Source organism: Streptomyces sp. NPDC002577, assembly GCF_053594815.1.
The window spans coordinates 46,268-66,231 of the sequence record NZ_JBSFWK010000034.1 but is presented as its reverse complement, the minus strand read 5'-3'; the positions used below and the strand labels follow the sequence as shown (position 1 = coordinate 66,231).

Genomic DNA, 19,964 nt, shown 5'->3' with positions numbered 1-19,964 from the left:
CGCCCGCATCCGAAGGAAGGCCCGCTCATGGTTGAACGCTATGTGATGTCCATCGACCAGGGCACCACTTCCACGCGATGCATCCTGTTCGATCACCGCGGGCGCCTGGTGTCGGTCGCCCAGCGGGAGCACCGGCACCACTTTCCCCGGCCGGGCTGGGTCGAGCACGACGCGGTGGAGATCTGGCGCAACCTCCAGCGGATCGTGCCGCAGGCCCTCGACGGAGTCGAAAGCGACCAGGTGGCCGCCATCGGCATCGCCAACCAGCGCGAGACGACGGTGCTGTGGGACCGTACGACGGGCGCTCCCGTGGGGAAGGCGATCTCCTGGCAGGACACCCGGACCGGTTCGCTGGTCGAGGACCTGCGGCGCACGACCGGGGACGACTTCTTCCTCGACCGCTGCAGCCTCCCGCTCGCCACCTACTTCTCCGCACCGCGGATCCGCTGGCTGTTCGACCACGTGACGGGGCTGCGCGAGCGCGCCGAATGCGGCGAGGTGCTGTTCGGCACCATCGAGACCTGGCTGATCTGGAATCTCACCGGCGGACCCGCCGGAGGACTGCACATCACCGACGTCACCAACGCCAGCCGCACCATGCTCATGAACACCCGCTCACTCGCGTGGGACGAGGACCTGCTCGCGTACTTCGACGTGCCCCGCGCGATGCTGCCGGAGATACGGCCGTCAGCGGAGACCTACGCCGTCGCCGACTCTCTCCTGCCCGGCGTCCGGATCGGCGCCGCCCTCGGCGACCAGCAGGCGGCGCTGTTCGGACAGACGTGCTTCGCCCCCGGCGAGGCGAAATGCACCTACGGGACGGGCAGCTTCCTGCTGATCAACACCGGCACCCAGGTGATCCGGTCGCGGCACGGTCTGCTCACCACGGTCGGCTACAAGATCAAGGACGAGCCCGCGGTCTACGCCCTGGAAGGCCCCATCGCCGTCACCGGCTCGCTCGTCCAGTGGTTCCGGGACCGGCTCGGACTGATCAACAGCGCACCCGAGATCGAGACCCTCGCCCGCACCGTCGACGACAACGGGGGCTGCTACATCGTCCCCGCGTTCTCCGGCCTGTACGCCCCCCACTGGCGAAGCGACGCGCGCGGCGTCATCGTCGGCCTCACCTCGTACATCACCAAAGGACACCTCGCCCGCGCCGTGCTCGAGGCCACCGGCTGGCAGACACGGGAGGTCGTGGACGCCGTGAACGCCGACTCGCCGCACCCCCTCAAGGAGCTCAAGGTCGACGGCGGCATGACCGCGAACAACCTGCTCATGCAGTTCGTCGCCGACGTGCTCGACGTACCCGTCGTACGCCCCATGATCGCCGAAACGGTCTCGCTCGGCGCCGCGTACGCCGCCGGGCTTGCGGTCGGCTACTGGCCGGACCTCGAAGGACTCCGCCGCAACTGGCACCGGGCCGCGCAATGGCTGCCGGACATGGACCCCGAGCGGCGGGCAGCGGAGTACGACAACTGGCAGCGCGCGGTCGAGCGGGCGCTCGGGTGGATCAAGCCGGCCGCGTCCGACCGGCACTGACCATGTGCCCTCACTCCGCCGGCGACGGCGCGCCCGATGGCTTCCACCGCCGTGCGCGGGCGATGAGCAGGGCGACGTCGTCGTGGTTGTCGGGGTGGCGCAGTGCCCGCAGAAGGTGGTCGCAGGTGTCTTCCAGCGGGCGGCCCGGCTCGTCGAGGAGCCACAGCAGCGTAGTCAGACGTTCGTCGATCGAGTGCTGGCGGGTTTCCACCAGCCCGTCGGTGTAGAGCACGAGCTGGTCACCGGGGCGGAGGTCGATGGTGGTCGTGGAGAAGGGGACGCCGCCCACGCCCAGGGGTACGCCCGTGGGCAGATCGAGCAGTTCCGGGGGACGGCCCGGGCGCACCAGGGCGGGCGGCAGGTGTCCGGCCCTGGCGATCTCGCACCGCTGGGTGTGGGGGTCGTAGACGGCGTACACACAGGTGGCGATGTAGTGGTCCAGGCCCTCGGTGATCTTGTCGAGGTGTTCGAGGAGCGTGGCGGGGGCGAGGTTGAGGGAGGCCAGGGTGCTGGTCGCGGTGCGCAGCCGCCCCATGGTGGCGGCGGCGTCGATGCCGCTGCCCATGACGTCGCCGACGACCAGCGCGGACTTGTCGCCCTCCAGGGGAATGACGTCGAACCAGTCCCCGCCGACCTCACTGGCCGCCCCGGCCGGCTGATAGCGCGAGGCGACCTCGAGCCCCGGAGCGGCGGGCGGGCGCTCGGGCAGCAGGCTGCGCTGGAGGGTGACCGCGGTGTTGCGCACGTTCTGGTACCAGCGGGCGTTGTCGATCGCCACGGCCGCCCGGGAAGCCAGCTCCCGGGCCAGGACCAGGTCGTCGTCGCTGAAGGGCCGCGGGTTGCGGCTGCGCTTGAGGTCGAGGGCGCCGAGCACCTCGCCGCGAGCGATCAGCGGCACCGCCAGATAGGAATGGACACCCGCCCGCGCGAGGTGCGTCGCCGCCTGCTCGTCGCGGGCGATACGGCGCAGATCGTCGTCCGTCACATGCCGCACCATGACCGGGCGGCCGGTGCGCACGGACTGGGTGACGAGGCGGTCAGCGGGGTACCAGGCGAGCTGCCCCTCCGGGTCGGCCGCCTTGAGCGCCTCCGTGGGATGGCCGGCCTGTACCGCGACGGCGCGGATCACCGCCGCATCACCGCTCGAGGCGCCGCTGCGGCGGTCCTCCACCACCGTGTCCAGCAGGTCCACGGTCGCGATGTCGGCGAGCTCGGGCACGGCGATGTCGGCCAGTTCGCGGGCGGTCCGGTTCAGGTCCAGGGTGGTGCCGATGCGGGCGGAGGCGTCGGCGATGAGGGCCAGGCGCCGCCGGGCGGTCTCGGCCTCGAGGCCCGCCCGGTGCCGCTCGGTGACGTCCACGACCGAGATCGCCACGCCCAGAACCTCTCCGGCGGCATCCTCCAGCCGGTAGAACGACACCGACCAGGCATGGTCCTCCGCCGGATCCGCAGGAGTCCGCCCCACAGCGGACAACTCGATCAGCGGCTTGCCGGTCCGCAGCACCCGCCGCATGGCGGACTCTATGCCGTCGACGTCGAGGAACGGCAGGATCTCGCGGAACGTGCGGCCGATGTGGTCTTCGGCGGGCATGCCGTTGATCTGCGCCAGCGCCGGGTTGATCGACACGAACCGCATGTCCGTGTCCAGTACGGCAAGCCCGATCGGCGACTGCGTCACCATCTGCACCGACAGCGCGACATCCCGCTCCACCCGGCGCACGGCCGCCCGGTCGGCCGCCAGCCCCAGGGCGTAGAAGTCTCCGCGATCGTTCAGGAGCCGCATGTTGCGGAACTCCACCAGCCGTACTCGGCCGTCCTTGTGCCGCACGGGGAAGGCCCCGGCCCAGCCGCTGCCGGTCTCCATCACATCGGCGAACAGCTTGGTCACCACATCGAGGTGCTCCTCGTGGACCAGGACCCGGGCCGCGTACTGGCCCAGCGCCTCCTGGGCGGTGTAGCCGAAGAGCTCCTCGGCCTGCGGGCTCCACAGGACGATGCGCCCCCGCGCATCCAGCAGCACCGCCGCCACGCCCAGTACGTCCAGCAGGCCGCTCGGCCCCGCGGACCCGCGCACCGGCTCGTCGCCGCCCGCCACGAAGGATCCTGACGTCATCCCAGGCACCGCCTCCACCGCCTGCAACGGCATGCCGTCCTCTATCGGCTCTCCGGCCCGGCCCGCCCCCGGTTCACCGCGTTCCCTCCCGCTCCACCATGCTCCCCCGGAACCGGCCGCCACCACATGCCGGACCGCCATCCGGCCGCCCGGCTGCACCCGCAGGCCACGTAGCGCTGTTGTCGGTGACGCTGCGTTGCCGGGGGCGGTGGTGACGCCGATGGTGGTTGTAGACCGCCGGACAAACCGGCTGCCTGGATGGCCCCACGTCTCACGACCGCTCAACCAGAGGGAGAACGAGATGTCCGAAGAGTCGTCCACCGCTCCGGTGCTCGAGCCTGCCGCCGCCGCGTTCGCCGAGGCGACCGCCAACCCGCCGTACCTCTACGAGATCCCGCCCTCCGAGGGCCGCAAAGCGGTCGACGAGGTTCAGGCGGGCGACATCGAGAGGCCCGCGGTCGACGAGGAGTGGGTGACGGTCGAGGGCGGTCCCACCGGGAGCGTCCGGGCACGCATCGTCCGCCCCGCCGGGGCCACGGGTGTCCTTCCCGTCGTCCTCTACATCCACGGCGCCGGCTGGGTCTTCGGAAACGCTCACACCCACGACCGGCTCGTCCGCGAGCTGGCCGTCGGCGCCTCGGCCGCGGTCGTCTTTCCCGAGTACGACCTCTCGCCCGAGGCCCGCTACCCCGTCGCGATCGAACAGAGCTACGCCGTCGCCCAGTGGGCCGTGCGCGAAGGCCGCGACAAGAACCTCGATCCTGCACATATGGCGGTCGCGGGCGACTCCGTCGGCGGCAACATGTCGGCCGCTCTGACGCTCTTGGCCAAGGAGCGCGGCGACGTCGGCCTCGCCGCGCAGGTGCTCTTCTACCCCGTGACGGACGCGGCGTTCGACACACCCTCCTACCGGCAGTTCGCCGAGGGCTACTTCCTGCGCCGGGACGCCATGCGCTGGTTCTGGGACCAGTACACGACCGACGAGGCGGAGCGTGCCCAGATCACCGCTTCACCGCTGCGTGCCACCACCGAGCAGCTCGCGGGTCTTCCGCCCGCCCTGGTGATCACCGCCGAGGCGGACGTCCTGCGGGACGAGGGCGAGGCGTACGCCGGAAAGCTCCGCGCCGCGGGTGTCCCGGTCACCGCGCTGCGTGTGCAGGGCGTCATCCACGACTTCGTGATGCTCAACGCCCTGCGCGAGACCAACGGAGCCGAGGCGGCGATCTCGTTCGCCGTCCACACCCTGCACAAGGCCCTCCACCCGCAGGGAAGTTGACCTCGCTTCCGTGGCACGGTGTCGAGGCCCCAGCCGCCCGTCGGGGCCTCAACGGCGTCCGCGCAAGTCCTCCATGCAGCGGGACGCCGAAGCCGGCCGCTGACAGACACCACGCGGACGCCGACAGGCGGGCCCGCGGTGTCTGCACCGCCGGCCCGCCTGCCCGCAGTCACTACCTCTTGTAGCTCTTGACGTCGAAGCGGACGATCTGCGGGTCGTGGTCGCTCGCCTGGTCGGCGAACTCCGCGTTGATGTGGACCACGTCGTAGTCGTGGCACTTGATGGCCGGTGACGTCAGGATGTGGTCGAGGGACTGCGAGTTGCCGTCGTAGACGTAGGTGTACCGCTCGTCGGCCGGCAGCGTGTTGAGCAGGTCCGTCAGGACCTTGCCGTCGTCGGTGAGGGTCTTGACCGCGGGGGAGAACTCGTAGTCGTTGAGGTCGCCGAGGACGACGATCTGGGCCTCGGAGTCCGCGGCCAGCATCGAGTCGACGAAGGCGTTCACCTCGGCCGCTTGCGCCTTGCGCTGCGTCTCGGAGCTGCGTGCGGGCTCCTGGTAGCGGCCGTGCAGGGGCTGGTCGCCGCCCTTGGAGTTGAAGTGGTTGGCGACGACGAAGACCGACTCGCCGCGGAACTTGAACTCGCCCGCCAGCGGCTTGCGGCTGCTGTCCCAGGCGTCGCTGGTCGGGTCGATGCGGCCGGGAGAGGCCGAGAGCTCGACGCCGTGCTTGGTCTTGACGGCGGATACGGCGGTCGTGGCGTCGCCGCCCGCGCGGTCGACGAAGGTGACGCGGTCGGGGTTGTAGAGGAAGACCTGGCGGATGTTGCCGCCGGGCTCGCCGCCGTCGGTGTCGTTCTCAGGGTCGATGGAACGCCAGGAGTAGCGCGGACCGCCGGCCGCGACGATGGCGTCCACGAACTTCTGGACGGTCTGATCGGCTGCGACGACACCGTCGTCCGTCGCACCGTCGTTGTCCTGGATCTCCTCCAGGGCCACGATGTCCGGCGAGTTGAGGTTGACGGCGACGCCCTCGGCGAGACGGGCGAACTTCTCGTCGCTGTCCTTCGGGTCGAGGTTCTCCACGTTGTATGTGGCGACCGCGAGCTCCTCGTCGCTCTGCTTGCGGGTGACCTCGCGCTGCAGGCCCTTGTCGACGGGGGTGCCGAGGCTGCCGGCGGAGGTGGCGAGCAGGTATCCGCCGAAGGAGGAGTAGTCGACCGGGCCGGTGGTGGTACCGGACAGCTCGTCGCCGACATCGAGCGTGGGTGCGTCGCTTCCGTCGGCGGTGGTGATCTCGATGCGCCCGGTGTTCTGCTGGTCGTACGCGCCGTAGACGGTGCCGCCGCGCGGTGTCGGATTCTCGTCGGGCTTGGCGGTGACGAACAGTTCTCCGTACGAGTTGGTCGCGCCGACGACCCGGGCGTCGCTCACCTCGGCGCGCATGCCCTCGATGGACTCGTAGAAGTCCTGGGAATACGTGTGCGGTTCGAGAGCGAGTGACTCGATGCTGCCGCCGCCGGCGGTGGGGCTGTACGCGTCCGGGATCGAGTGCTCGTCGAGGACGACCGCGTCAGGGAGGGCGTTGCCCGTGGACAGCGTGGTGGAGACCGGGCTGGTGAGCTCGGTCACCGACTGGGTGGTGGACGACGGGTAGTACTCCGAGACCTTGCCCGTGACCAGCACCGAGTCGCCGACGGAGACCGTCGGAGCCGACGACGTGTAGACGAAGATCCCCTCGCTGGTGGCGTCGTCTGAGTCCGGGTTCGGGTCCTGGATCCAGTAGCCCTTGCTGCCGGTGGTACGGACGGCGGTGACGATGCCCGGCACACCCGTCACCGTCTGGCCCTTGAGTGGCGAGATACGGGTCGTGCCCTGGATGTCGTGGATCCGGAACGCGCCCGGCTCGGTGGGGCCGGAGGTGCCGCCGCCGCTTCCGCTCGCGGTCTCGCCCGCGCTGTTGGTGGGGGTGGGCGTACCGGCCGTGAAGTCGGCGGAGTTGTCGTCGGTGTCGACGAGCGAGGCGGCTCGGGAGACGGACGTGGTGTTGCTCGCGGTCGGGGCGGCGGTCTTCTCGCGTACGACCGCGGTGCCGTAGCCGACGAGGTCGACCACATTGGGGTCGGCCGCGCAGTCGGCGACCGTCTTGCAGGTCAGGGCGGTGGCCGAGTCGACCAGGGCGACCGTGCCGCTGGCGGCGGCCATGGCGATGCTGCCGCTCGCGTCGGCGGTGGGCAGCGCCGTGGTGCCGCCGCTGCCGGCGGCCTCGGAGACGAGATACGTCCCGCCTGCGGCGAGCGAGCCGGTGAGGCGGGTGACCTGCCACTGTGAGCTGGAGCTGGGGGACGCGGGAAGGTACTGGATGCTGTAACCGTCCAACGCGTATGCGTTCGTGGAGCGGTTGGCCAGCTCGACGAAGTCCTTCGTCAGGGTCGCGCCGGAGTTGCCGCCACCGCCGTACACCTCCGAGATCACAGCCGAGGAGGAGTTGGCGTACGCGACCGGCAGCGGTGTCAGAACGAATGAACCGGTCACCGTGGCGAGGCCGGTGGATATCAGGGCTATGCGTCTGAGTGGGTAGGGCACGAGGTGACTCTCCGTCCGGTCAGCTTGCGTGCGTGCGCGGCAGCACGCCAGTTGCAGCATGAGTAATGCAGTTGAGGGACGTTACGCGCGTAGAAAGACCCTGGACAAGAGCCATGCGGTTAAATCTGTGGATCTCGTGAGCAGGCGGCGACTTCTCGGGTTTGTCTGTGCGTCAGCTGACAAACGTCAGACGAGGATCAGCCGACCGCACGGTGAACTGACCACAATCGACGCAGCGTTGTGGTCAGGCGTTGCCGGGTGACCGCTCCGGACGGGGCTGTCGGACCGGCGTGAGCAGGGCCAGCGCCGCGATGAGCAGGCAGGATGCGCCGGCGGCCACGCCCACGGGGGCGGTGCCATGGTGTTGCGCGGCCCAGGTGAGGACGGCCGCGCCGACCGGGGCTGCCGAGTAGTGAAGGGTCCAGAACGCCGAGGTGACCCGTCCCAGCAGGTGCTCGGGGGTCACTTCCTGGCGCAGGGACATCGAGCACGTTCCCGCCACGGCGGTGCAGCCCAGGAACGTCGCGGTCAGAACGGCGACGCCTGCCACGCCGCCGGTCCAGCCGATGCCCGTCACGGCGAGCCCGCAGACCGCGACGGCGCCGATCCAGGTCGCACCGAAGCCGAGTTTGCGGCGGACCGGGGCCACGAGAAGGGCTCCGGCGATCGTGCCCGTGGCACCGGCCGCGAAGACGGTCCCCACCGCGCCGTCGCTCTGGCCGAGGTCGTGCTTGAGGTGGTAGATGAGCAGGTCGTTCAGACCGAGAGTCAGGAAGCTGAAGAACGACAGAAGGACCGTCAGGGCCCGCAGCACGGGATGCCCGCGCAGGAACGACACCCCGGCAAGCAGGTCCTTCCACACCATCTGCCAGGCCGATTCCGCTCCGGGCTCACGGGCGCTCCGGGACGCCCGTGTGCCGCTCCGGAACCGCACGAAGCTCAGGCAGGCCGCGGACACGCCGAAGCTTGCCGCGTCCACGCCGATCGCCGCCGCCGGGCCGAAGCGGGCCGCCACCAGGCCCGCGCACAACGGGCCGACCACGCCGGCCGCCGCGGCCGTCGCATTCAGTGTGCCGTTGGCCTCCGTGATCCGGCTTCCGCTCACCAGGCTCCGGACAACGGTGACGTACGTGACGGAAAACAGCATGCCGACGGCCTCGCCCAGGGGCAGGAGCACGTACAGCAACCAGATCTGCGGGCCGAACGCCCACACCAGCGGTATCACGGCGTACAGCACCATGCGGACGACATCGGATGCGATCAGCAGCTTTCTGCGGTCCATCCGGTCCACCACGACCCCGGCGACAACCCCTGCCAGGAGCGAGGCCGCGCCGGCGGCGGCCGTCAGCAGCCCCATCTGCGCCACGGATCCCGTCGCGTGCAGCACCAGCAGAGGCAGGGCGATCAGAGCGAAGGAGTCTCCGACGACCGAGAGGGTCTGCGCGGTCCAGAAGACACCGAAGTCGCGGTCGCGCCACAGCGGACGTGCCCCCTCCGGTAACGGCTCGTCAGCAGCGGGTTCGGCCATGCTGAGGAGCGTAGGGCCGATGGCGGGTGAGCACAGCCGTCATATGCGGGGGCGCTGCGAAGACCTGCGCGACGAAGAGCGCCGTCGGGGCGGCCAGTTGCCGGCCTCTCCGCGCAGGACGCGTTCGAACCAGTCCGCCGTCAGTTCCGCGCACCGGGCGGGTGAACCGGCGGCGTGGAGTATCTCCACGAGGGACTCGTGGACTTGGGGAATGTACATCTGGTTGTGCACTTCGGTGCCGAGCACACCCTCCCCGTCGAAGAACGCACCGAACACGCAGGAGACAGAATCGGTTTCAGGCGTCACCCCATAGACAAGGGCCAGCAGATGCGCGAACCCGGTTTCTTCGGGACGGAGGATGAGAGTGTCGTCGGGTTCGCACGGCCACGTGACGGCCCGCTCACGCAGTACGGAGACGAAGGTGCGCCACGCGCTGTCCAGCGTCTCGAACGCGTCCTCGTCGGTCTCTCCGACAGAGAACCAGGGCACGTATACGGGGCCGTCCATGGCCGACACCCTAGCCGGAGGCTGACTACCAACTGCCAAGCGCACTGTCGGCAGGCGGGACTGACATCGAGCCGCCCGGTAGTGTCAGGCCGGCAGGTCGTCAGAGGAGGGAAACGCGGTGAAGGCCGACGAGGGCCGATGGCAGGACCTGACGCTTCGGCTGTTCCGCCGGATCCGCAGCGACCTTGCCGAGGCGGTCGAAGGCGCCACGGCTGTCGAGCTGGACGAGCGACTCTTGCCGGGTTCCAACAGCGTCGGCTGGCTTGCATGGCATATCGCGAGAGGGCAGGACCGGAATCTGTCCGAGATCACGGGCAGCCCGCAGCTGTGGCTCTCCGACGGCTGGGCCGCCCGCTTCAGCCGACCTGCGGACCCTGGTGACACCGGGCTGCTCGTCTACCACGGGTGCGGTCTGTGAAGGCCGGGCCGGCACGTTCCGCCGCGGTCCAGTGGGTCGCACGGTATGCCGAATCCGACGCCGGGTTCCGCGGCGCGTACTTCAGCGGATCGACCGTCGGGCTGCCGGACGACGCCGAGCTGCCGCTGTCCTCCGACGTCGACGTCTTCGTCGTCACGGCCCATGACCCTCCGCGGGCCAAACCGGGCAAGTTCCGCTACCAGGGCGCCCTGCTGGAAGTCAGCTACGTGCCCTGGGCACAGCTCGCCTCGGCTGACGACGTCCTCGCGTCCTACCACCTGGCCGGAAACTTCCGCACCGGCGCGATCATCGACGACCCCACCGGCCGTCTGAACGAGCTGCACCAGTACATCTCACCTCGTTTCGCCGCCCGGCCCTGGGTCCGCCGCAGATGCCAGGACGCCCGACACCGGATCGAGAACCGCCTCGCCGCGATCGACACCTCGGCCCCGTTCCACGAGCAGGTGACCGCCTGGCTGTTCCCCACCGGCGTGACCTGCCACGTGCTCCTCGTCGCCGCCCTGCGCAACCCCACCGTCCGCTTGCGCTATCTGGCCGCCCGCGAGGTCCTCACCGACTACGGCCACCTCAGCCTCTACCCGGAACTTCTGGACCTGCTCGGCTGCCGGCAACTGCCTGCCCAACGCGTCCAGCGTCATCTGCACGAACTCGCAGCGACGTTCGACGCCACCGTGCAGGTGGCGAAGACTCCGTTCTTCTTCAGCAGTGACATCAGCGCTGCCGGGCGCCCGATCGCCATCGACGGAAGCCAGACGCTCATCGACTCGGGCAACCACCGCGAGGCCGTCTTCTGGATCACCGCGACCTTCGCCCGCTGCCACACCATCCTGGCCACGGACGCCCCGCAACTGCACGAAGCCCTCGCCCCGGCCTTCCGGGCAGCCGTCTCCGACCTCGGCATCAGCTCTACCGCTGACCTCCTCCACCGGGCCGCAGAGGTCACCCGGTTCCTCCCGCGGCTCTGGAGGACGACCGAGGACATCCTCGGCAGCAATCCCGACATCACCTGACAGGGGAGCAGTGACGGGCCCGCGCGATTCTTAGCGGGACGTTAGATCTGCGTGCCGGACCTTGTACGGGCATGGCGGCCGCCCGCATGCTCATGCCGCACTTCGTCCCCGGCGAGGCCCCTCCCCCCAACTCCTGGGTCCCGCCTGCGCCCTGGGTCTCCCACCAGGGACCTCTCAACTGGAGCCGCCATGTCTTCTGCTGCCGCCGTGCCCGGAACACCGCCCGGGGACCTCCGCGCGAAACGCCGCCTCGCCCTCGTCGGCGGGTCGCTGGGCAACCTCGTCGAGTGGTACGACTGGTTCGTCTACGCCAGCTTCGCGATCTACTTCGCCGACTCCTTCTTCCCCGGCGACAACCCGACAACGCAGCTGATGAACACGGCCGGAATCTTCGCGGTCGGCTTTCTGATGCGCCCGGTCGGCGGCTGGGTGCTCGGCCGCGCCGCGGACCGGCACGGACGCAAGAGCGCGCTCACCCTCACCGTCACGATGATGTCGGTGGCCGCCCTGCTGATCGCGATCGCCCCCACATACGGCCAGGCCGGCTACTTCGGCGCCGTGGTCCTGCTGCTGGCGCGGCTGCTGCAGGGCATGAGCATCGGCGGCGAGTACGCGGCGAGCGCCACCTATCTGACCGAGGCGTCGGCCCGCAACCGCCGCGGCCTCGGCTCGTCCTTCCAGTACGTGTCGATGACCTGCGGCCAGCTGCTCGGCCTCGGCATCCTGATCACGTTGCAGCACACCCTGACCACTCCTCAGCTGGAGAGCTGGGGCTGGCGCATCCCGTTCGTGCTCGGTGCGCTCTTCGCCGTGGTGGTGTTCTGGATCAGGCGCCGGCTGACGGAGACCGACGCGTTCCAGGAGGAATCGTCCGATGAGGACGGCCAGGACAGTACGCGCGGCACGCTGAAAGCGCTGTGGCAGCACCGGCGTCAGGCGGTCCTGGTCATGGCGCTCACCCTCGGCGGCACAGTGGCGTACTACACGTACACCACCTATCTCACCAAGTACCTGATCGGCAGCGCGGGCATGTCCAAGAACACCGCCACGCTCGTGAGCTTCACCGCTCTCACCGTCTTCGCCGTGCTGCAGCCCTTCGCGGGGATGCTGTCGGACCGGATCGGCCGCCGCCCGCTGCTGATCACCTTCGCCGTCGGCTGCACAGTCGGCACGTATCCGATCATGACCGCTCTCGGGTCGGCCTCGTCCTACTGGTCGGCGCTGGGCCTGTCGCTGCTGGCCCTGGTCATCGTCACCGGCTACACGTCGATCAACGCCGCCGTGAAGGCGGAGCTCTTCCCGACCCGGGTGCGCGCTCTCGGTGTGGCACTGCCGTACGCGATCGCCAACGCCCTGTTCGGCGGCACGGCCGAGTACGTGGCGCTGTGGTTCAAGGACAGCGGCCACGAGAGGATGTTCTTCTGGTACGTGTCCGGGTGCGCGCTGGTCTCCCTGGTGACGTACGTCCTGATGCCCGACACCCGGCACGCGGCACTCAGTCGTACCGAGGCCGGACACGACGCCGAAGCCGAGGCCGATTCGGCAGCGGCGGGGGTTCCGGCAGCCGCCGCGGCCGAAGCCCGGCGCTGAGCGGACCGAGCCCCGGACGGTGACCTGGACCGCAGACCTTCCGTAAGCTGCGGCCCAGGTCACCAGGCCCGCGAGGGCCGCAAGCGGCACGAGGAAGCACATATGCACGCGCTGCTCGTCGAGGACGACGACCGCATGGCCCATGCCCTGGGCACCGCCCTGTCCCAGCGCGGCCACACCGTCCGCAGGGTCGGCCGGGCCCTGGACGCCCTGCGGCACGTGCACGAGGCCGAGTTCGTGCTCCTCGACCTCGGCCTGCCCGACCTGGACGGACTCGAGCTGCTGCGGCGGCTGCGCACCGTCTGTGACGCGCCGCTCATCGTGGTCACGGCACGCTGCGAGGAGCGCGACATCGTTCAAGGTCTGCGCGCGGGCGCCGACGACTACGTGGTGAAGCCGTTCCGGATGGCCGAACTGATCGCCCGTATCGACACCGTGCGCCGCCGGACGGGAACCCCGCACGGCGGCACGGACACCGGCCGTACCGCCGGCACCGGGGAGCCGGTCCGCGCCGGTGACGTGGAGATCGACCTGGCGGGCCGCACGGTGGCGGTGGCGGGGGAGGAGATACGGCTCACCCGCCGCGAGTTCGACGTGCTGGCCTTCCTCGCCGCGCGCCCGGACCAGGTGCACTCCCGTGAGGAGATCCTGGACCGGATCTGGGGCGACGCCTTCCTCGCGGCCTCCCGCTCCCTGGACGTCCACGTGGCGGGCATCCGCGCCAAGACCGGCCGTTCCGGCCTGGTCCGCACCGTCCGCGGCTTCGGCTACCAGCTCGGTTCCGTGCCCGGCCGGGAGGAACGCCAAGGCCGGCGGGACGGCCGGAAATGAGACGCAGACTCCTCGCCGTGCTGATGGTGCTCATGGGCGCCGCGACGGTGCTGCTGTCCGTGCCGTTCGCCGACGCCTACGCCCGCGGACGGACCGAGCACCTCCTGCTCCAACGACGCTCGGACGCCGAGCGGTTCGCCGATCTCGCCGACCGCATACGCACCGGCCCCGACCGGCTGGAACTGCTGGCCGAGATCCGCCGCTACACCGAGCTCTACGGAGCGGGAGTGACCGTCGTCGACACGGCGGGCCGGACCGTCGCCCGGGCCGGATCCAGCGCCGGTGTCACGGGCGCCGCGGCGGACGACGCCCGGCATCGCGCCCTCACGGGCCGCTCCACCGAGCAGCTGCCGACCGTGCACCCCTGGGGCCCGGACACCGTCGTGCTCGCCGAACCGGTCGGGCGGGACGAACGGGTGAGCGGCGCCGTCCTGCTGTCCGTACCGACCGACGCCGCCCGCCGCGACGTCACCTTCCGCTGGTCGCTCATCGCCGCCGGGGCCGTCGCCGCCTTCGGGGCCGCGGCCCTGGTCGCCGCGGGCATCACCCGGTGGCTGATGCGCCCGGTCCGCGACCTCGACCGGGCCGTGGAGGATCTGGCCGCCGGCAGTCTCGAGGCGCGCGCCGTCTCCGACACCGGACCGCCCGAACTGCGCCGGCTGCGGCGCCACTTCAATTCGATGGCCGACGCCGTCGCCGACTCCATCGCGCGCCAGCGCGACTTCGTCGCCGACGCATCCCACCAGCTGCGCAACCCGCTCGCCACCCTGGTGCTGCAGCTCGAGAACGTCGAGCCGCACATCTCCCCGGGGCCCGGCACGGCCGAGCACAGCCGCGCCCTGGACGAGGCGGAGCGGCTGGAGGAACTCCTCGACGGGCTGCTCGCCCTCGCGCGGGTGGAGTCCGCGATGGCGACGCTCACGGATCAGGACGTGTCGCAGGCCGTGCGGGAACGGGTCGCGGCCTGGACACCGGTCCTCCGCAGCGCAGGGACCGCACTGATCCCGGAGGTCGCCGACGGGCTGCGAGCACGGGCACTGCCGGACGCGGCGGGCCGGATACTCGACGCGCTCCTCGACAACGCCGCCAAGTTCGTACCGCCCGGCGGCCGTGTGGAGGTGCGGGCCGAGGCCGCCGCGGACGGGCAGGTCGTCGTCCGTGTCGTGGACGACGGCCCGGGAGTGCCCGAGGGCCAGTTGCCCCTGCTGTTCCGGCGCTTCGCCCGGTCACCCGAGCACCAGAACGTCGCAGGCAGCGGATTGGGGCTCGCCATCGCCGACGAGATCGCCAGGATCAGCGGCGGCCGGCTCAGCGCGAGCGGCAGCAGCCCGCACGGACTGGTCGTGGAACTCCGGCTTCCTGCCGCGTGACCGCCCGGCCGCAGCCGCACGCTCAGCCGTACACGGACCGGTAGTACGCCTTCGCGCCCGGATGGAGCGGCACCTGGCCGGTGGAGATCGCGAACCGCGGCTCGAGCCGCACGCCGGCCGTCACGCCTCGCAGGAGCACCTGCCACTGGTCGAACACGACCTGGAGCAGCCCGCGCACCGCAGGCCCCGGCACATCGGTACGGGCCATCAGATAGTTGCCCACGCCGATCGTGGCGACCGGTTCCTTCAGCCCGTACGCCCCGGACGGCAGCGTGACCGCCGTGTAGACCGGGCCGTACCGCTCGCGAAGCGCGCTCACGAACCCGTCGAGCGGCAGGAACCGCAGCGGCAGTTCGCGGGCCACGGCCGTGAGCGCGGGGGTCGGTACGCCGCCGGACCACATCAGCGCGTCGATCGTGCCCGCGCGCAGCGCTTCGACCGCATCGCCGAGGCCGAGCCGGCGCTCCTGCACGGGTGAGCGGCTCCCGGTCAGCCCGGCGGCTCGCAGCAACCGGCCGGCCAGCACGTTTCCGCCGGATCCGGCCGAGCCGGTCGCGACCCGCCGGCCGGACAGCTCCTTCACCGACCGCACCGGGCCCTCCGCGGGGACGACGAGATGCGTGTAGTTCACATAGACACGGGCCAGCGCGGACACCCGAGCCGGCCGGGAGAACGGTGCGCGGCCGAGTACGGCGTCCTCCGATGCGTCCGCCATGGCCAGCGCCAGTTCGGCCGAGCCGTCGTCCAGCCTGCGGAGATTGTCCACGCTCGCCGCGGTTCCCACCGGAACGATCTCCAGCCGCCGCCCGCTCGCCGCGACCGCCCCGGCGAGCGCCCTTCCGAAGGCGTTGTACGGTCCGCCGCGCGGCCCGGTCGCGAACCGCAGCCGTCGTATCGGGCCCGAGTCCTCGGAGCACCCGGCCAGCAGCGTCGCGGCCGTGCCGCCGAGGCCGGCCCTGAGCGCCCGTCGGCGGCTCACCTCTGCGCTGGTCATCGCCGAAGGGTAACCGGCGTCCAGCGGAAGGCGGCGGCCGGGCAGTGGAGTGGTGGAAGGCGCCGAGGTTCGCAATCCTGCGTGTGTGACGGCTGGTGTGGTGTGGCAGCCCGTGGAACTGCGGGACGGGGGGTGGGAGCGGCCGCTGACGGCGACGGGTATGGCCGGCCGGCCCGGGCTGTGGCTGGTGCGGGCCGAGGCGTTCAGGACGGTGGTGGCGCGCCTGGCCCATTCGGTGCTGGACGGGACCGAGACCGAGCGTGCGGCGGCGTTCAGGGAGGCGCGGGACAGGGACACGTATCTGGCGGGGCATGTGGGGCTGCGTCTGCTGCTGGGTGCGCAGCTCGGCGTCCCGCCCGCCGATGTTCCGCTGGAGCGGCTGCCGTGCCCGCAGTGCGGGGAGCCGCACGGACGCCCCGTGGTGCGTGGCGATCCCGTGCATTTCTCGCTGTCCCACAGCGGAGGGTTGTGCCTGCTGGCTTTCGCGGCGACGCCGGTGGGGGTGGACATCGAGGCCGTCCCAGGACCCGCGGTGGCCGATGAGGTCGGGGCCTGCCTGCATCCGCGGGAGAGCGCCGAGTTGAGTGGGCTACGGGCGGTGGACAGGCCGGCGGCGTTCGCCCGGCTCTGGGCACGCAAGGAGGCCTACCTGAAGGGTCTGGGCGTGGGGCTGGGACGTGCCATGTCACTGGACTACGTGGGTACGGCGGCTGGTGCGGCGGACACGGTGCCCGGATGGACGATCAGGGATGTGGCGGTGGTCGGCGGATACGCTGCCGCGGTCGCCGTCCGGCGGTGAGGAACCGGGCTCGCCGCCGGACGGTTGCCCCGCAGGTCACCTCGGCGCAGCGGCACCCTCGCCCAGGGTTGTACCGCCAGGTGCCCCCACGGGCAGGAGCTGTGGGCGCTTGGCCGTGCGGCCGTCTCCGGACGAGTGGCCGCGCAGGCGCCGGACCAGCCAGGGGCCGAGGTAGGCGGCGGCCCAGCGCAGTTCGGCCGGTACGGCGCGCAATCCGGTGGGCAACGGTGTCTCGGGAGGGGGCAGTGGACGAGTCCAGGAGTCGCTGCTGCCGGGCAGTTCCAGGGCGTGGGCGATGGCGTCGGCGATTCTCCGGTGGCCGAGCGGGCTGGCGTGGAGCCGGTCCGGGGTCCACAGGCGGGGGGTCGGTCACCACGGGATGGTGGCTTGTCTCGGCGACGGTGACGCCGTGGCGACGGGCCGCCTCGCGGATCCGGTCGTTGAGGGCGGGGACGCGCGATGCGAGTGGACGGGCCAGCGGGGTGATGCGCGCGACGTCGGGAAACGTGACGGTGGCGACGCGGGTGCCGTGGGCGGTGAGCGCGGCGAACACCGCCTCCAGGTGGCCGGCGACCTCGTCGGCGTCGAACCGCGGGCGGAGCAGGTCGTTGACCCCGGCGACGACGGTGGCCAGGTCGGGGCGCAGGGCCAGGGCGGGGGCTAGCTGCTCGGCGTGGACGTGGCAGGCCAGGCGCCCGCGTACGCCCAGATTGGCGTAGAGCATCCCGGGGTTGTGCTGTGCGAGGTGTTCGGCGAGTCGGTCGGCCCATCCTCACAGGCCGATGGTGTCGTCCCCGTCTCCGAGGCCCTCGGTCTGGCTGTCGCCCAGGGCGACATAGCGCCGATAACGCGGATCATTCTTGGGCATGGGCCGCTTGCCTCTCTTTCAGGACGGTGGCCACGCGTTCGCACCAGTCGCGGTTGCCCTGCTCGAAGGCGAGGCCGCGCAGACACGTCAGGTAGGGGCCGATGCGCTCGCCGTGCCGCAGGAACTGCTCTTCCGAGCGGTCGCCCCGCATGGTGCGCAGCAGCTTGCCGAACAGCTCGGCCTTGGCCTGGGCGAACGCGGCGCGCTCGGCGAGCTGCGCGATCAGCGTCCCGGCGTCGACGTGGTCGGCGGCCTGGACCTTGACCACCAGGTCGTCGCGGAGGAAGGAGGGCTTGGCGGCGGCGGCCGTGAAGCGCTCCAGCTCGGCCAGGCCGCGGGGGGTGACCTTGAACAGGCGCTTGTTGGGCCGGTTGTCCTGGACCACTTCCCGGCCCGTGATCAGCCCGTCCTGCTCCAGCCTCGGCAGCTCCGCGTACACCTGCTGCGGCTGCGCGTGCCAGAAGTTCGCCACACCCAGGTCGAACGCCTTGGCCAGCTCGTACCCGCTCAACTCCTCGTCGAGCAGCGCCGCCAGTACGGCATGCCGCAGCGCCATCGGATCGTCTCCTCTTCGTACGTGCCCCTGTCCAGGGGCACGCCTCCATGGTACTCATGAATCTGATTAATCGCATTCATGAGTAATCAACCATCGGAGGAGAAGCCGTGACCACATCGGACCGCTTCCGCGCCGCCGTCGACAGCCGTGACCTCGACGCCCTGCAGGACCTGTTCACCGAGGACATCCGCTTCTACAGCCCCGTGAAGTTCGCGCCGTTCGAGGGCAAGCCGCTGGTGCTGGGCCTCTTCGGGGTCCTGCTGCGCACCTTCGAGGACTTCCGCTACATCGGCGACTTCACCGGAGCGTCCCGGACGAGCGGCGACGACACCGAGTCGCCGTCGGCGGTGCTGCTGTTCCGGGCCACCGTCGGCGGAAAGCAGATCCATGGCATCGACCTGCTGCACTTCGCCGACGACGGCCGGATCAAGGAGTTCACGGTCATGGTCCGGCCGCAGTCCGCCGTCCACGCCCTCGGCGAGGCGGTCCTTGCCGGGCTGGTCGCCGACGGCCTGGTACCGGCACCGGCCGCCCAGTGACGAGGCGCGGGCGCGGGCCGCCTCGTGTCCTGCGTCAGGCTGCGGGGGAGTGGGCGGTGACTGCCCGCTGGTCGAGTACGTCGTCTCCGTACAGGTCCTGTACCCAGTTGGTCTGGTAGACGGTTTCGAGGTAGCGCTCGCCGAGATCGGGGGCGATGGCCACCGCGGTCGGCGGCCGGTGGTGCCCCGACTGCTCGGCGAGCCACCGCGCGGCGCCACTGACGACGGTGCCCGTGGACCCTCCGAAGACGAAGCCGCGACGCGCGAGCCGGTGGCAGGCGCGGATGGCGTCGGCTTCGCTGACGTGTATCACCTCGTCCACGTACGAGTCGTCCAGCAGCGGTGGACGGACACTGGTACCCAGGCCGGGGATCATGCGCCGGCCTGGGGTGTCCCCGAAGGTGACGGAGCCTTCGCTGTCGATGGCGACGATGCGCACGCGCCTGTGCCAGTCGCGGAAGTAACACGCGCAGCCCATGAGAGTGCCCGTTGTGCCGGCTCCGACGAAGAGGACGTCCAGGTTCGGGAAGCGGCGCGCGATGGCGGGGGCGGTGGTGCGGTAGTGGGCCATGTGGTTGTTGGGGTTTCTGTACTGGTTGAGCCAGACGTAGCGGTCGTCTGAGGCGCACAGCGCGCGGACGTGGTCGATGCGCGCGGCGAGTAGACCGCCGTTGGCGGCGGGCTCGGTGACGATGTGGATCCGGCTGCCGAGGGCTTCCATGAGCAGCCGGGTGGGCAGGTTGCAGCGGGCGTCGGTCACGCACACGAACCGGTAGCCCTTGCTGGCCGCGATCATGCTCAGGGCCACGCCCAGGTTGCCGGAGGAGGATTCGACGAGTATCGAGTCGTCGGTGAGCAGGCCGTCTCGCTCGGCTGCCTCGACCATCTCGGCGGCTGCCTTGAGTTTGATGGATCCCGCGAAATTGAACCCTTCACATTTGAGGAACAGCCGGTTCCCGGTGATCGCCTCGAGATCGACGTAGAGGTCGTCCTCATTGAAGCCCTGGGGTGTGGATATGACCGGCACGGTCGCCTCCTGATCTGCGCTGAACCGAATCGGGCCGCTCTTTGTGAATTCGGGCGGCTGAGGAAGACGTCGCCTGCCGGGTGCGACGTCCTGGGGACTCCTCCAAGTACGCGCGAGCACCGTGGCCCTGTCATGCCACCGGATTTCGGGGCTTGACAGCGACTTCGATCGCGCTTAATCGCGCGCGGTCGTTGTTCAGCGGTCGTTGCTCATGGGAGGCGGGGCCGGTCTCTCCGGCGGCTGCGGAACAACGAAGACCGGCAGCATCGGCCGATTCCGATAACCGCTGCCGGGGTCCGGTGTCAAGTTACGAGTTTCAGCGGCGTGACGAGGATGTGCCCGCCCCGCCTACTGGAAAGGCGGGCGCGAGAAATCCGCCCCGAAAAGGCTT

16 protein-coding genes and 1 pseudogene are annotated in these 19,964 nt (G+C 70.6%); 9 read left to right on the top strand and 8 right to left on the bottom strand.

All coding sequences use genetic code 11. The features are described from left to right. Nucleotides 1-27: 27 nt before the first annotated feature. Nucleotides 28-1,542, top strand: a complete 1,515-nt coding sequence (gene glpK / locus ACWD4J_RS31530) for a glycerol kinase GlpK (protein ID WP_451398870.1) — start codon at nucleotides 28-30, stop codon at nucleotides 1,540-1,542. Nucleotides 1,543-1,552: 10 nt separating this feature from the next. Here the strand turns inward: glpK and ACWD4J_RS31525 are convergent, their stop codons facing one another. After that, a complete protein-coding gene (locus ACWD4J_RS31525) occupies nucleotides 1,553-3,655 on the bottom strand; it encodes a SpoIIE family protein phosphatase (RefSeq protein ID WP_451398869.1) in 2,103 nt (700 codons plus the stop codon). A gap of 301 nt (nucleotides 3,656-3,956) precedes the next feature. Here ACWD4J_RS31525 and ACWD4J_RS31520 point away from each other — a divergent pair, with 301 nt between their 5' ends. Next, a complete protein-coding gene (locus ACWD4J_RS31520; protein ID WP_451398868.1) occupies nucleotides 3,957-4,931 on the top strand; it encodes an alpha/beta hydrolase in 975 nt (324 codons plus the stop codon). A 172-nt stretch (nucleotides 4,932-5,103) separates the two neighbouring features. Here ACWD4J_RS31520 and ACWD4J_RS31515 read toward each other — a convergent pair whose 3' ends face one another. From ACWD4J_RS31515 to ACWD4J_RS31505, 3 genes are all read right to left on the bottom strand, one after another. Next, nucleotides 5,104-7,515, bottom strand: coding sequence for an endonuclease/exonuclease/phosphatase family protein (locus ACWD4J_RS31515; protein ID WP_451398867.1), 2,412 nt, complete (start codon nucleotides 7,513-7,515; stop codon nucleotides 5,104-5,106). A gap of 244 nt (nucleotides 7,516-7,759) precedes the next feature. After that, nucleotides 7,760-9,043, bottom strand: coding sequence for an MFS transporter (locus ACWD4J_RS31510; protein ID WP_451398866.1), 1,284 nt, complete (start codon nucleotides 9,041-9,043; stop codon nucleotides 7,760-7,762). A 39-nt stretch (nucleotides 9,044-9,082) separates the two neighbouring features. Continuing rightward, nucleotides 9,083-9,550: a hypothetical protein gene (locus ACWD4J_RS31505; protein ID WP_451398865.1), complete on the bottom strand. Its 468-nt coding sequence runs from the start codon at nucleotides 9,548-9,550 to the stop codon at nucleotides 9,083-9,085. Nucleotides 9,551-9,668: 118 nt separating this feature from the next. Here ACWD4J_RS31505 and ACWD4J_RS31500 point away from each other — a divergent pair, with 118 nt between their 5' ends. The 5 genes from ACWD4J_RS31500 to ACWD4J_RS31480 all read left to right on the top strand — a co-directional run bounded on the left by ACWD4J_RS31500 (nucleotide 9,669) and on the right by ACWD4J_RS31480 (nucleotide 14,790). After that, nucleotides 9,669-9,968: a DinB family protein gene (locus ACWD4J_RS31500; protein ID WP_451398864.1), complete on the top strand. Its 300-nt coding sequence runs from the start codon at nucleotides 9,669-9,671 to the stop codon at nucleotides 9,966-9,968. Then, complete coding sequence (locus ACWD4J_RS31495) at nucleotides 9,965-10,999, top strand: hypothetical protein (protein ID WP_451398902.1); 1,035 nt, start codon at nucleotides 9,965-9,967, stop codon at nucleotides 10,997-10,999. The genes ACWD4J_RS31500 and ACWD4J_RS31495 overlap by 4 nt, the downstream gene beginning before the upstream one ends. A 189-nt stretch (nucleotides 11,000-11,188) precedes the next feature. Then, complete coding sequence (locus ACWD4J_RS31490) at nucleotides 11,189-12,589, top strand: MFS transporter (protein WP_451398863.1); 1,401 nt, start codon at nucleotides 11,189-11,191, stop codon at nucleotides 12,587-12,589. A 102-nt stretch (nucleotides 12,590-12,691) separates the two neighbouring features. Beyond that, entirely contained in the window at nucleotides 12,692-13,420 is a 729-nt protein-coding gene (locus tag ACWD4J_RS31485) for a response regulator transcription factor (RefSeq protein ID WP_451398862.1), read from the top strand. Beyond that, nucleotides 13,417-14,790, top strand: a complete 1,374-nt coding sequence (locus tag ACWD4J_RS31480) for a HAMP domain-containing sensor histidine kinase (RefSeq protein WP_451398861.1) — start codon at nucleotides 13,417-13,419, stop codon at nucleotides 14,788-14,790. The genes ACWD4J_RS31485 and ACWD4J_RS31480 overlap by 4 nt, the downstream gene beginning before the upstream one ends. A 22-nt stretch (nucleotides 14,791-14,812) precedes the next feature. Here ACWD4J_RS31480 and ACWD4J_RS31475 read toward each other — a convergent pair whose 3' ends face one another. Next, complete coding sequence (locus ACWD4J_RS31475; protein ID WP_451398860.1) at nucleotides 14,813-15,784, bottom strand: TAXI family TRAP transporter solute-binding subunit; 972 nt, start codon at nucleotides 15,782-15,784, stop codon at nucleotides 14,813-14,815. A gap of 85 nt (nucleotides 15,785-15,869) precedes the next feature. Between ACWD4J_RS31475 and ACWD4J_RS31470 the strand changes: the two genes are divergently transcribed. Next, entirely contained in the window at nucleotides 15,870-16,583 is a 714-nt protein-coding gene (locus ACWD4J_RS31470; protein ID WP_451398859.1) for a 4'-phosphopantetheinyl transferase family protein, read from the top strand. A 36-nt stretch (nucleotides 16,584-16,619) separates the two neighbouring features. On the opposite strand, the pseudogene ACWD4J_RS31465 reads toward ACWD4J_RS31470, so the two are convergent. Beyond that, nucleotides 16,620-17,451: pseudogene (locus ACWD4J_RS31465) on the bottom strand (SGNH/GDSL hydrolase family protein). After that, nucleotides 17,438-18,007 (bottom strand): PadR family transcriptional regulator, encoded by a 570-nt coding sequence (locus tag ACWD4J_RS31460; RefSeq protein ID WP_451398858.1) that lies wholly within the window; start codon nucleotides 18,005-18,007, stop codon nucleotides 17,438-17,440. Before ACWD4J_RS31460 ends, ACWD4J_RS31465 begins: the two are co-directional and overlap by 14 nt. Nucleotides 18,008-18,114: 107 nt before the next feature. Between ACWD4J_RS31460 and ACWD4J_RS31455 the strand changes: the two genes are divergently transcribed. Beyond that, on the top strand, nucleotides 18,115-18,546 hold the full coding sequence (locus ACWD4J_RS31455) for a nuclear transport factor 2 family protein (RefSeq protein ID WP_451398857.1): 432 nt from the start codon (nucleotides 18,115-18,117) through the stop codon (nucleotides 18,544-18,546). A 34-nt stretch (nucleotides 18,547-18,580) separates the two neighbouring features. Here ACWD4J_RS31455 and sbnA read toward each other — a convergent pair whose 3' ends face one another. Further along, the gene (gene sbnA / locus ACWD4J_RS31450) at nucleotides 18,581-19,573 is read right to left on the bottom strand and encodes a 2,3-diaminopropionate biosynthesis protein SbnA (RefSeq protein ID WP_451398856.1); all 993 of its coding nucleotides are present in this window, start codon (nucleotides 19,571-19,573) and stop codon (nucleotides 18,581-18,583) included. Nucleotides 19,574-19,964 lie beyond the last annotated feature (391 nt).

What these genes read in the sequence shown, in the direction of transcription:
- glpK (WP_451398870.1), top strand. Translation starts at nt 28, where the DNA reads ATGGTTGAACGCTATGTGATGTCCATCGACCAGGGCACCACTTCCACG.
- ACWD4J_RS31525 (WP_451398869.1), bottom strand. Translation starts at nt 3,655, where the DNA reads ATGACGTCAGGATCCTTCGTGGCGGGCGGCGACGAGCCGGTGCGCGGG.
- ACWD4J_RS31520 (WP_451398868.1), top strand. Translation starts at nt 3,957, where the DNA reads ATGTCCGAAGAGTCGTCCACCGCTCCGGTGCTCGAGCCTGCCGCCGCC.
- ACWD4J_RS31510 (WP_451398866.1), bottom strand. Translation starts at nt 9,043, where the DNA reads ATGGCCGAACCCGCTGCTGACGAGCCGTTACCGGAGGGGGCACGTCCG.
- ACWD4J_RS31505 (WP_451398865.1), bottom strand. Translation starts at nt 9,550, where the DNA reads ATGGACGGCCCCGTATACGTGCCCTGGTTCTCTGTCGGAGAGACCGAC.
- ACWD4J_RS31490 (WP_451398863.1), top strand. Translation starts at nt 11,189, where the DNA reads ATGTCTTCTGCTGCCGCCGTGCCCGGAACACCGCCCGGGGACCTCCGC.
- ACWD4J_RS31485 (WP_451398862.1), top strand. Translation starts at nt 12,692, where the DNA reads ATGCACGCGCTGCTCGTCGAGGACGACGACCGCATGGCCCATGCCCTG.
- ACWD4J_RS31480 (WP_451398861.1), top strand. Translation starts at nt 13,417, where the DNA reads ATGAGACGCAGACTCCTCGCCGTGCTGATGGTGCTCATGGGCGCCGCG.
- ACWD4J_RS31475 (WP_451398860.1), bottom strand. Translation starts at nt 15,784, where the DNA reads ATGACCAGCGCAGAGGTGAGCCGCCGACGGGCGCTCAGGGCCGGCCTC.
- ACWD4J_RS31460 (WP_451398858.1), bottom strand. Translation starts at nt 18,007, where the DNA reads ATGGCGCTGCGGCATGCCGTACTGGCGGCGCTGCTCGACGAGGAGTTG.